This window comes from Leeuwenhoekiella blandensis MED217, from assembly GCF_000152985.1.
In the GTDB taxonomy this organism is placed as follows: Bacteria; Bacteroidota; Bacteroidia; order Flavobacteriales; family Flavobacteriaceae; genus Leeuwenhoekiella; species Leeuwenhoekiella blandensis.
In genome coordinates this window covers 657,366-668,847 of sequence record NZ_CH672395.1, presented here as the reverse complement: position 1 = coordinate 668,847, position 11,482 = coordinate 657,366, and the positions used below count along the sequence as shown (strand labels likewise).

Genomic DNA, 11,482 nt, shown 5'->3' with positions numbered 1-11,482 from the left:
ATAATTTGAAGATTATGTTGAAAAAAATCTGCTCAATTCTTTTAATCACTGTAGCATTTGCTTCGTGTACTAAAGAGGAAACACCTTTAACCGTAACTCCAGACGACTACAATAATGCTGTAGATAAAGTTACCGAGGTGATCATTCATGATATTTTTTCGCCACCAGTGGCCAGCCGAATTTACGCCTACTCCAATATGGCTGCCTACGAAGTTTTGGTGCAAAATCATCCTGAGTATAAAAGTCTCGCGGGTCAAATTCACGAATTAGGAGAAACGCCAAAACCTGATGCTGAGACTGCTGTAAATTATGATGTGGCTGCGCTTGTTGCACAGATGGAAATGGCTAAAAGCCTCATCTTTTCTGAAGATCGCATTACCGAAATGCGTGACAGTTTGTATATGCAATGGGAAGAGCAAAACCCAACCGAGTTGGCCGCTTCAAAAGCTTACGGACTCCAAGTTGCTGATCACATCAAAGCTTGGATGGATGGTGATATGTACAAGCAAACGCGTACCATGCCAAAATTCTCAGTTAACCCTGATAATCCTTCGCGTTGGCAACCTACGCCTCCCGCGTATATGGACGGCATTGAGCCACACTGGATGAAAATCAGAACGCTGGTAATTGATTCTGCAGATCAATTTATGCCGATTCCTCCACCTGAATTTTCTATGGAAGAAGGTTCTGAATTTCACAAACAATTGATGGAAGTTTATGACGTGCGTAACGCTATGACCGAAGAAGGTGATGATTCAGAAAAAATGGAAATCGCCAAATTTTGGGATTGCAATCCTTATGTATCTACACACAAAGGACACTTAATGTTTGCGACCAAAAAGATCACGCCCGGCGGTCACTGGATCGGGATTGTAAAAATCGCTACCAAAAAAGTCAATGCTGACTTGATGGAAACGGTTTATGTGTACACCAAGACTTCTGTAGCCCTTTTTGACGGCTTCATCAGCTGTTGGGATGAGAAATACCGCAGTAACCTCATCCGTCCTGAGACGCTCATCAATCAATACATTGACGATGCCTGGGCACCTGTTTTACAAACTCCGCCATTCCCAGAATACAGCAGCGGTCACTCTGTAGTTTCAGGAGCAGCGGCAGAAGTGCTTACCCAAATTTACGGAGATAATTTTCAGTTTGACGATGATACAGAAACCGCTTATGGTTTGCCCGTACGCAGTTTTGATTCGTTTAGAAATGCTTCTTCAGAAGCCGCTTTAAGTCGTCTTTATGGTGGAATTCACTATCGTGCAGCAATTGAAGAAGGGCTTAAACAAGGGCGTCAATTAGGACAGTTTGTTGCGCAAAATCTACAAATGAAATCAAATACGGCTCAAGCTTCTAACTAAGAATTATGCTTAAAAAAATCGGAGTTGGCTTCTTAATCATAGTTGCCGTAGCCTTGATCTGGTATCTTTTTATAAAACCCAGCGATTACATCATCAATTTTAAAGTCGTGACCACACCGGGTACCGTCACACAATCAGTAAAAAGCTGGAATTATGATGTGCCCGACAGCGAGATCATAGCTCAAGACGGACTACATAAAGTGGTACAACAGCGGCATTTTGGCGATTCGGTAGTGAATTATAGTTACGAGGCTAAAATGATCAACGACTCTGTTACTCAAGTAAGCGTTGGAGTAAAAGATCTTGACCATAGTTTGATCAACAGGCTTACGGTTCCTTTTCAAAACACGCTATTTAGAAAGAGAAGCACTCAAAATGTTGAAACTTTTTTTGAGATCCTTCGGGAGCATTTAGACCAGATCAACATCGAAGTTACCGGCTTAGATCAAACACGTTCAACCTTTGTCGCCTATGTTCCGCTGAAAGGATTACAGGTAGAAAAAGCACGTGGAATGATGCAATATTACGGCTATATAGGTGATGTTTTGCTTAAAAACAATGTAGAACTAAACGGCCCGCCGATCATTGAAGTTACAGACTGGGATACTGAAACCGATAGTATTTCCTACAACTTTTGCTTCCCTATAATTCGGTCTGAGAATCTACCCATTTCAAAAGATATCAAGTACAAACGTCTGTTTCAGAAGGAAGCAGTTCACGCGGTTTATAATGGTAATTATATCACCTCAGACCGTGCATGGTATGCGTTACTGGAATATGCTAAAAACAACAATCTAGAGGTTGAAAAGAAGCCGGTCGAGATATTCTACAACAACCCGAATATGGGCGGAAATGAACTCGACTGGAAAGCAGACATCTACTTACCGCTGAAGCAAGATTCTCCTTTAGAATAAACCTAAGCTAGAAAATCAAAAGTAAGTTTCAATCCTTGAATCACCATAGTGGTACCAATAATGGCGATGATCAATCCCATGATTTTGCCTATTACAGAGATCACGTTGTTTCCTAATTTGCGCGCAATAAAATCGCTTAAACTGAAGGCAACATAGGTAAGCGCACACATTAAACCGAAGATCAAAATAACCAGACCAATATTTACATACGAGGCGTTTGATACAAAGTTCATCGCGGTTACGATCGTCCCGGGTCCCGCAAGAATAGGAATCGCAAGTGGTGAAACCGCAATATTCTCGTCAAAATTAGGCTCTTTTAAGTGCTTAACATTTGACCTTTTAGATTGAAGCATCTCAAAGCCTACAAAGAAAATTAAAATTCCTCCGGTGATTTTAAAAGCTGGAATTGTGATCCCAAAAAGCTCGAATATAAATTTACCAACCATCACAAAAATAGCGATGATGATAAATGCGACGAGTACCGCTTTTTTATTCACCTTTTGCTTTTCGGCTTTGCTGGCGCCTTCGGTTAGCGATATAAAAATAGGAATGTTAGAAACCGGATTCATAATGGCAAAAAAGCCCGTGAATACTGAAATTGAATAGGTTAATAGCTCATCCATACGACGTAAACTAGATTTGAGTATAAAACGAAAATACAACTAAATCTCTACATCAAGCACCTTCCCCTCTGCTGCTGCTGCCTTATCTTTTTTAGTTCCAACAGCTGCACCTATAACCATTCCGATAGGAAAACCTATACCTAAAAATCCCATATTTCCTAATGCCGTACCAAAGCCTACCCCTAACGGCACTCCAAAAACACTCATCCCTAAAGCCGTCCACATTTGTTTATAATGGCCCTTTTTAACAATGCCTATTTCCTCCTTGAGCAACCGTAAGATGTTATGTTGAAATTTTATATACGCTTTATACAATTCCTTTTCTGAGCCTTCTAGATCATTGAGTTTTTCGACCTTTTTATTTATAGTATTGCTTAAAGATTCAGGTAAGTTGCGCGTTTCCAATTCGGCTAAAAGCGTATTGAGCTTCTCTTGCTTTTTAAATGCTTTACCTTCTTGTTGAAGTGCCGGTCTATTTTTGAGTCGGTATAAGTTCATATTAACATATAAAACAAAAAGCCTTTGTTCTTTACAGAACAAAGGCTTCAATTAAAACTATAGTATAGTACTAAACTTCGGTAGGCTCATCTGCAGAAATGGTAATCTCTTTTCCGTCTACCAAAATATCAAGATCATCTCCTCCATCCAGGCTGAAGGTATATTTATCTTTTGAAACAGCTACTTTCACGATCTGATTTCTAAAATTCAATTTAAAAGAAAAACCGTCCCAGGCTTTTGGCATTTTTGGCGCAAAAGAAAGCTTGTCGTTCTTGATGCGCATTCCGCCAAAACCGGCAACAATGCTCAACCAAGTTCCCGCCATACTGGTAATGTGTAGTCCTTCGTGCACTTCTTTATTATAATCGTCAAGATCTAAACGTGCCGTGCGCAAATAAAACGCATACGCTTGATCCATCTGGTCTAATTTTGCCGCCTGAATCGAATGCACACAAGGACTTAACGAAGATTCATGAACTGTGAATGGCTCGTAAAAATCAAAATGCTTTTTGAGTTCGTCCTGAGAAAAATCATCTTCAAAAACATAAAAACCTTGTAGCGTATCGGCTTGCTTAATGTAAGGTGATCGCAAGATGCGGTCCCAACTCCATTTTTGATTGATTGGGCGCTCGGCTTTATCCAGATCGGCTACGGTTACCAATTCTTTATCTAAGAAGCCATCTTGCTGTAAATACACGCCATTTTCTTCAGAAAAAGGTAAGTACATCTTCTCTGCTACTTCGGTCCACGAATTCAATTCTTCATTAGAAATCCCAGTAGCTTCTACAATTCGTTTATAATCAGAAGCAAACTCTTTGCTTACTTTCTTGGCGTTTTCAACTGCATAATTCAAACACCATTTTGCCAGATAATTGGTGTAAAAATTATTGTTTACGTTGTTCTCATATTCATTAGGCCCGGTCACGCCAAGGATCACGAACTGCTCTTTTGTGCTTGACCAGGTTGCTCGTTGTTTCCAGAAACGCGCTACCCCGATCATCACTTCTAAACCTTTTTCTGGAACGTAGCTAAAATCACCTGTGAAATTGACATAATCTCTGATCGCGAAGATCATCGCGCCATTACGGTGAATTTCTTCAAAAGTGATTTCCCACTCATTATGGCACTCTTCGCCGTTCATCGTAACCATCGGGTACAAGGCTGCGCCATTTTTGAAACCTAGCTTTTCAGCATTTTCAATGGCTTTCTCAAGATGGTTATAACGATAGGTTAACAAATTACGCGCTACCTGCTGATCTTTGGTCGCCATATAAAACGGCAAACAATAGGCTTCGGTATCCCAATAGGTAGAACCGCCGTATTTCTCACCGGTAAATCCTTTGGGCCCAATATTCAATCGAGCATCTTTACCCAAATAGGTTTGATTCAGCTGAAAAATATTGAAACGAATACCTTGCTGTGCTTTGACATCTCCTTCGATAACAATATCTGCCATCGACCAGATCGCCGCCCAGTCTTCTTTTTGTTTGTTCAATAAACCTTCAAAACCTGTTTCTAAAGCGGTATCAAGAACAGCTTCTGCAGCTTGCTTTAATTCGTCTTTATCGTGATTGAAGGAAGTGATATAACCTGCATATTTCTGAATAGCAAAAGTCTCTCCTTCTCTGATATCGGTCTCATAAACGTGGCCAATATAGGTTTCTGTTTTGTTGGTTTTAAGCGTTAATGAAATCTCTTTCCCATCAACGGTAAAAGTGTTTGACATTGCCGTACACACGTAAAACATCGTTTTCATCGTGTGCGCTGTAATGTAGGCTTTGTTTCCGTCTTCTTCTACGTCAAGCGTATTCCAAAACTTATCATCCCAGTTGGTATCTTCGTTGGTAATACCACTATCTAAATACGGTTCATAACTTATACTCACATCTTTATTGAGCGGGGTCACTTCGTAATGGATCGCGCCCAACTCGTCGTGTTCTAAACTCAGGAAGCGTTTTGCTTTCACTTTCAGCTGTGTTCCGTTTTGCAATTCGGTTTCAAAACTACGTCCCAGCCAACCCTCTTTCATATTGAGTTCGCGACGAAATTTTGACACCGTCTTTACGGTATTTAAATCGAGAGACTCACCATCTACGGTTACTTTGATCCCGATCCAGCTCGGAGCATTAAGCACCTTTGCAAAATACTCTGGATAGCCGTTTTTCCACCAGCCAACTCGAGTTTTATCAGGATAATAAACACCTCCTATATAGCTTCCCTGAAAGGTTTTTCCGCTGTATTCTTCTTCAAAGTTAGCGCGCTGTCCCATAGCACCGTTTCCGATACTAAAAAGACTTTCTGAAGATTTTACGCGTTCCTTTTCAAATCCTTCTTCTATAACTGCCCAGGGAGCAGGAATGATATAATCTTGATTCATAGTTTATGCGTTGATTAGTTGATCTAAAAATGAGGTATCGATCTCTGTAAAATCATTAAAATTATGATCGGCTTCGTTCAAAACCTGAGCATCGCCAATACCCACACTCACCATATTGACGCGGTTTGCTGCTTGAATTCCTGCAATTGAATCTTCAAAAACTATCGCATCTTCATAAGCAACTCCCAATTCATCTGCCCCAATGGTAAAAACCTCTGGATCGGGTTTTGCCTTGGTAACGTGGTTACCATCAACAATACAGTCAAAACGCTCAAAAAGCCCTACACGCTTTAAAATAGGCTGTGCATTTTTGCTTGCAGAGCCCAACGCCATAGGTATGTTTTTATCTCTTAGATAATTGAGTACTTTAAGCACACCCGGCAAAATATCATCTGCAGTCATTTTTGAGATATAGCTCAGGTACTCTTCGTTTTTAGAAATGAGCCATCCGTCTTTTTGTTCCTGAGTAGCTTGCACTCCTCCTATCTCCAGAAGGATTTCTAAAGATCGCACCCGGCTCACACCTTTAAAACGCTCGTTTTGCTTTTCGGTAAATTCAAAACCCAATTCATGAGCCAGATTTCGCCACGCTAAGTAGTGAAATCCGGCCGTATCTACAATTACTCCGTCTAAGTCAAAAATAAAACCTTTTTTACCCATCCTTATCTGCGCGTTACTTCTTTAGTAGATTCACGCTCTACAAGACTGGTATCAATATAGGTTGTGCTATATTCTTCTTCCTCGTCTTCAGCGCTTTCTAATTTATTGATAAGAATAGAAGCTGCTTTACGCCCCATTTCTTCCCCGTGCTGACTTACAGCGGTTAGGCTTGGCACAGCATGTTCTGACAACTGACCGTCTGTAAAACATACCAAAGAAATATCATCTGGAATCTTTTTACCTAATGCATTGATCACCCGTGAAGCGTGCACTGCAAATAATTCGTTTACGGTAAACACACCATCAAGATCATTGTTGGTTATAAAATCTTCGATGCGCTTTTTAGATTTATCTGAAAGGTCATCAATATTATCAAGCTTCAAGATAAGATTATCATCTGCCTTGATTCCAAAATCATCAAGAGCATCAAGGTAACCTTCAGTACGCAGACGTCCTACACTTACATAATCTTCACTTGTGATGATTCCTATCTTACGACATCCTGAACGTATCATATGAGAAACTCCCTTCTTAGCTCCGGCTTTATCATCGATCAATACACGATCGCATTGAATACCTTCAACCACACGGTCAAACATAACCACCGGCATTCCTTGATCGATCACTTCATTTAAATGATGATAATCTTCTTTCATCATTGTTTCTTTTGATACAGAAAGAATAAATCCGTCTGTACTTCCGTTGGCCAAAAGCTCCATATTAAGAACTTCTTTATCAAAAGCGTTGTTTGACAGACAGATGATCACATTATAATTATTTTCTCGCGCTTCCTGCTCGATACCATAAATCACGGTAGTAAAAAAGTGATGTACAATTTGAGGAATAATAACTCCTATCGTATTGGTCTTACGGTTTTTTAAACTCAACGCAATATTGTTGGGTTTGTAATTATAAAGTTTTGCGTAAGCTTTGATCTTCTCACGCGTTTCTTCACTGATTTCCGGGCTGTCTCTAAGCGCTTTTGAAACGGTAGAGATCGAAACACCCAGCTCTTTTGCTATTGATTTTAGGGTTAACTTTCTTTTCATAATTTGAAAAATCGGTTTAATTCTTTTTGTCTATCTTGAAAGACTATTGATAATTACTACTTGTGGCAAATTTACGCGACTAAATCGATTAAGTTCTCTTAATTTGTTTTAAATTTCGACTCTTGTTGACCGAAAGGTTTAATTAATGTAGTCTATCATGAAATATGTACATTCCATTCTGTTAATCACACTAATTATGAGTTCTTGTAAAAAAGAAAACACCGCAAATGATACCCCTAAAGATACGGCAGTTAAATCATATCACGAAAATTTTCGCCCACAATATCATTTTTCGCCCGAAGCACACTGGATGAACGACCCTAACGGTCTGGTTTACAATGACGGAACCTATCATCTTTTCTATCAATTTTACCCAGATTCTACCGTTTGGGGACCTATGCATTGGGGGCACGCGACCAGTGAGGACTTAAAAAATTGGAAAAACGAGCCAATTGCACTTGAGCCGGATGAATTAGGCTACATTTTTTCAGGAAGTGCCGTGGTTGATCACAACAATTCTTCTGGCTTAGGCACTGCCGAAAACCCGCCGCTGATCGCCATGTTCACCTATCACGAACCCAAAGGTGCTGAGGCAAAAACTTCAGATTATCAATATCAGGGAATTGCTTACAGTCTTGATAACGGAAAGTCGTTTACAAAGTATGCCGGCAATCCCGTTGTGCCGAATAACGAAAACCTTATAGATTTTAGAGACCCGAAGGTTTTCTGGCACGAAGACTCTAATAAATGGATTTTAGTGCTAGTTGCCGGCGATCGTGCGATGATTTACAATTCTGATAATTTAATTGACTGGACTTACCTCAGCGAATTTGGCAAAGACATCGGTGCTCACGGTGGCGTTTGGGAATGTCCTGATTTATTTCCGTTGATCGTAAAAGAAACCGGCGAGACCAAATGGGTTTTGTTTATCAGCATCAATCCGGGCGCTCCTAACGGCGGTTCGGGAACACAATATTTTATTGGTGACTTTGACGGAAAACAGTTTACAACCAACCAAACCGATGAAAAATGGATCGACCTTGGCCGTGATAATTATGCCGGGATCACTTACAACAACTTACCTGATGAAGAACGCACGTTTATTGCTTGGATGAGCAACTGGGAATACGGCCAAGAAACACCTACCGAAAAATGGCGCAGCGCTATGACGCTTCCACAGCAAGTGAGCTTACATAAAAATGAGGATTACTTTTTAGCAAATACTCCGGTAGCTTCAATTACTGAAGGTTTAAGCGAAGCTTCCATCAAAATTTCAAAAGAGGAAAACACATCTTCATTTTCACATAAAGACCTCAACCAATCAGCAGTCTCCTTTGAGCTACCCAAACCACTTAAAGATTTCACTATTGTTCTGGGGAATGCAGAAGATGAGAAAATTACTATTTCATTTGACGCACAAGCCTCAAAATACAGTTTGGACCGAAGCAAAAGTGGCTTAACCGATTTTTCAGATAAATTTGCACTCCCAATAATGGAAGCTCCTGCTGACTTCATCGACAGCGATTCAGCGGAATTTCAAATTTTTCTGGATGCGTCTTCGATAGAATTTTTTGCAGATAGCGGCGCTAATGCGATCACCGCACAGTTTTTCCCAAATAAGCCTTACACGCAATTCAGTATCACTACTGAAGACGAAGTGAAAAATTTAAAAATCACCCCTATTCCTTCGATCTGGAAGGACAATAATTAATTGAATACAAGTTTATGAAAGCAGTACAAAAATGGTCTGTCACGGTAGCACTTGCCGGTTTTTTATTTGGTTTTGACACCGTAGTAATATCTGGAGCTAATTTACCGGTTAAAGAATTATGGAATCTCTCACCTTGGTTTCACGGCCTGTTCATTATGTCTATGGCACTTTGGGGTACCGTTCTGGGCTCATTGACCGGCGGAATCCCTTGTGACAAGTTCGGGCGTAAAAAGACTTTATTCTGGATCGGGATTCTCTATTTTGCTTCGGCTTTAGGTTCTGCCTTGTCTCCCGACCCCTATTTATTTTCCTTTTTTAGATTTATTGGGGGTGTGGGTGTTGGTGCTTCTTCCGTAGCTGCGCCTACGTATATTTCAGAAATCACAACCGCTTCTAATCGCGGTAAGCTGGTCGCTCTGTATCAATTTAATCTGGTATTAGGTATTCTTATCGCATTCTTTTCAAATTATCTTTTAGAAGGTTTTCAAGGTGAAAATGACTGGCGCTGGATGATGGGTGTTGAAGCGATTCCTGCGTTTTTATATACGGTTCTGGTAATGACCGTTCCTGAAAGTCCGCGCTGGCTGCTTCATAAGAAAAAGGATGAAAAAGCTGCTTTTGCCGTGCTTAATCAGGTTTATGACAAATTGCAAACACAGCGTAAAATTGACAGCATTAAAACCGAATTAGCAAAAACTACCGATGATGTAAAACTCTTTACCGCGCGTTTTAAAAAACCACTGATTCTGGCCTTCTTAATCGCCTTTTTCAATCAGGTTTCCGGGATTAATTTTATTCTGTATTATGCCCCTGAAATTTTGGTAAAAGCCGGTTTAGCTACTGAAGATTCTTTACTAAACTCTATTTCAATCGGCGTCGTGAATCTGGTCTTTACATTTGTTGGTGTTGGTTTGATCGATCGTTTGGGACGTCGCACGTTGATGTTTATTGGCTCATTTGGTTACATCATCAGTCTCGTTACGGTTGCTTGGTGTTTTTACAGCGGAGCGAGTTCGGCAGTGTTGCTCACTTTTATCTTGATCTTTATCGCTTCACACGCAGTGGGTCAAGGTGCCGTAATTTGGGTATTTATTTCTGAAGTTTTCCCTAATAAAGTACGTGCTTACGGGCAATCTTGGGGAACGGGAACGCATTGGGTTTTTGCCGCTTTGATCACGCTTTTAACTCCGGTTTTCCTAGATGGGGAAAACGGAATTTTCAAAGACAATCCGTGGCCAATTTTTGCCTTTTTTGCGTTTATGATGTTTTTACAATTATTGTTTACCAAATTTATGATGCCTGAAACCAAAGGAATTTCCTTGGAAGAACTAGAAGAAAAAATATTGGGATAATGAAAGAGTATTTAAACGCAATTTGTTTCGGTGAAATTTTATGGGATGTTTTTCCTGACGGAAAAGCTTTAGGCGGCGCTCCGCTCAATTTGTGCTTGCGTATGAAAAGTCTGGGCGTCACGATGCAAATGATCAGTAAATTGGGACAAGATGCTTTAGCTGAAGAAACCCGTGAAGCCATCAAAACTTTTGAACTCGATCAAAATCTCATTCAGGAAGATCATAAACTAGAAACCGGCCAAGTAGAAGTCGCTCTCGATGCTTCAGGCAGTGCTTCTTACACTATAAAAAAACCGGTTGCCTGGGATACTATTAGGCTTACCGAAAAAAATAGTAAAGCCGTTAAAAATGCCGATCTATTTATTTTTGGTTCTTTAGCAGCTCGTAGTAAAGAATCTAGCGAAACGCTTAACAGCCTGCTTCAGCTGGCTAACTATGCTATTTTTGATGTGAATTTGCGCGCGCCACACTATGAGATGGAAACGCTCATCGAGTTTATGAAGCAAGCACAAATGATCAAAATGAATGACGAGGAGCTTGAAGAAGTTGCTCAGTTTTTAGACATCTCAAATCTTAGTATTGAAGCGCAACTTTCAGCTATAAGTAAACTTACCAATACCGATATTATTTGTATTACTCTAGGCGCTGATGGTGCTCTACTTTATAAAAATGGAGCTATCGCCAAAAATAGCGGTTACAGCACCCAAGTTGTGGATACCGTGGGTGCCGGGGATTCATTTTTAGCCGGACTCATCTACCAACTTTTTAAAGTTGAAAACACACCCGAAAAATCTTTAGCATTTGCTTGTGCGCTTGGTGCTCTCGTAGCCGGAACCAAGGGTGCTAATGCTCCGGTTCCTATAGAAAAAATAGAGGCTAAAATGGAAGAATAGTCCATTTTAGCCTTTAGTATATAAAGAATTAAAACCTCGAT

10 protein-coding genes are annotated in these 11,482 nt (G+C 40.3%); 5 read left to right on the top strand and 5 right to left on the bottom strand.

Translation table 11 applies throughout. From position 1 onward, the window contains the following. Window positions 1-14: 14 nt before the first annotated feature. Both MED217_RS02905 and MED217_RS02900 read left to right on the top strand, forming a co-directional pair. Window positions 15-1,364, top strand: coding sequence for a vanadium-dependent haloperoxidase (locus MED217_RS02905; RefSeq protein WP_009778981.1), 1,350 nt, complete (start codon window positions 15-17; stop codon window positions 1,362-1,364). A 5-nt stretch (window positions 1,365-1,369) separates the two neighbouring features. Beyond that, window positions 1,370-2,278: a GyrI-like domain-containing protein gene (locus tag MED217_RS02900; RefSeq protein ID WP_009778980.1), complete on the top strand. Its 909-nt coding sequence runs from the start codon at window positions 1,370-1,372 to the stop codon at window positions 2,276-2,278. A gap of 2 nt (window positions 2,279-2,280) precedes the next feature. On the opposite strand, the gene MED217_RS02895 is transcribed toward MED217_RS02900, so the two are convergent. The 5 genes from MED217_RS02895 to MED217_RS02875 all read right to left on the bottom strand — a co-directional run bounded on the left by MED217_RS02895 (window position 2,281) and on the right by MED217_RS02875 (window position 7,485). Beyond that, on the bottom strand, window positions 2,281-2,901 hold the full coding sequence (locus MED217_RS02895) for a MarC family protein (protein ID WP_009778979.1): 621 nt from the start codon (window positions 2,899-2,901) through the stop codon (window positions 2,281-2,283). Window positions 2,902-2,940: 39 nt separating this feature from the next. After that, window positions 2,941-3,399, bottom strand: a complete 459-nt coding sequence (locus MED217_RS02890) for a hypothetical protein (protein WP_009778978.1) — start codon at window positions 3,397-3,399, stop codon at window positions 2,941-2,943. Window positions 3,400-3,469: 70 nt separating this feature from the next. Further along, entirely contained in the window at window positions 3,470-5,776 is a 2,307-nt protein-coding gene (locus tag MED217_RS02885; protein WP_009778977.1) for a glycoside hydrolase family 65 protein, read from the bottom strand. Window positions 5,777-5,779: 3 nt separating this feature from the next. Then, the gene (pgmB, locus tag MED217_RS02880; protein ID WP_009778976.1) at window positions 5,780-6,436 is read right to left on the bottom strand and encodes a beta-phosphoglucomutase; all 657 of its coding nucleotides are present in this window, start codon (window positions 6,434-6,436) and stop codon (window positions 5,780-5,782) included. Window positions 6,437-6,438: 2 nt separating this feature from the next. Then, complete coding sequence (locus tag MED217_RS02875) at window positions 6,439-7,485, bottom strand: LacI family DNA-binding transcriptional regulator (protein ID WP_009778975.1); 1,047 nt, start codon at window positions 7,483-7,485, stop codon at window positions 6,439-6,441. 196 nt (window positions 7,486-7,681) lie between these two features. On the opposite strand from MED217_RS02875, the gene MED217_RS02870 reads away from it, so the two are divergent. Genes MED217_RS02870 through MED217_RS02860 form a run of 3 tightly spaced genes read left to right on the top strand, consistent with a single transcriptional unit; the run spans window position 7,682 to window position 11,441 of the window. Continuing rightward, window positions 7,682-9,196, top strand: coding sequence for a glycoside hydrolase family 32 protein (locus MED217_RS02870; RefSeq protein ID WP_009778974.1), 1,515 nt, complete (start codon window positions 7,682-7,684; stop codon window positions 9,194-9,196). 14 nt (window positions 9,197-9,210) lie between these two features. Next, window positions 9,211-10,548: a sugar porter family MFS transporter gene (locus MED217_RS02865; protein ID WP_009778973.1), complete on the top strand. Its 1,338-nt coding sequence runs from the start codon at window positions 9,211-9,213 to the stop codon at window positions 10,546-10,548. Beyond that, window positions 10,548-11,441, top strand: a complete 894-nt coding sequence (locus tag MED217_RS02860) for a carbohydrate kinase family protein (RefSeq protein ID WP_009778972.1) — start codon at window positions 10,548-10,550, stop codon at window positions 11,439-11,441. Before MED217_RS02865 ends, MED217_RS02860 begins: the two co-directional genes overlap by 1 nt. The last annotated feature ends 41 nt before the right edge of the window (window positions 11,442-11,482 follow it).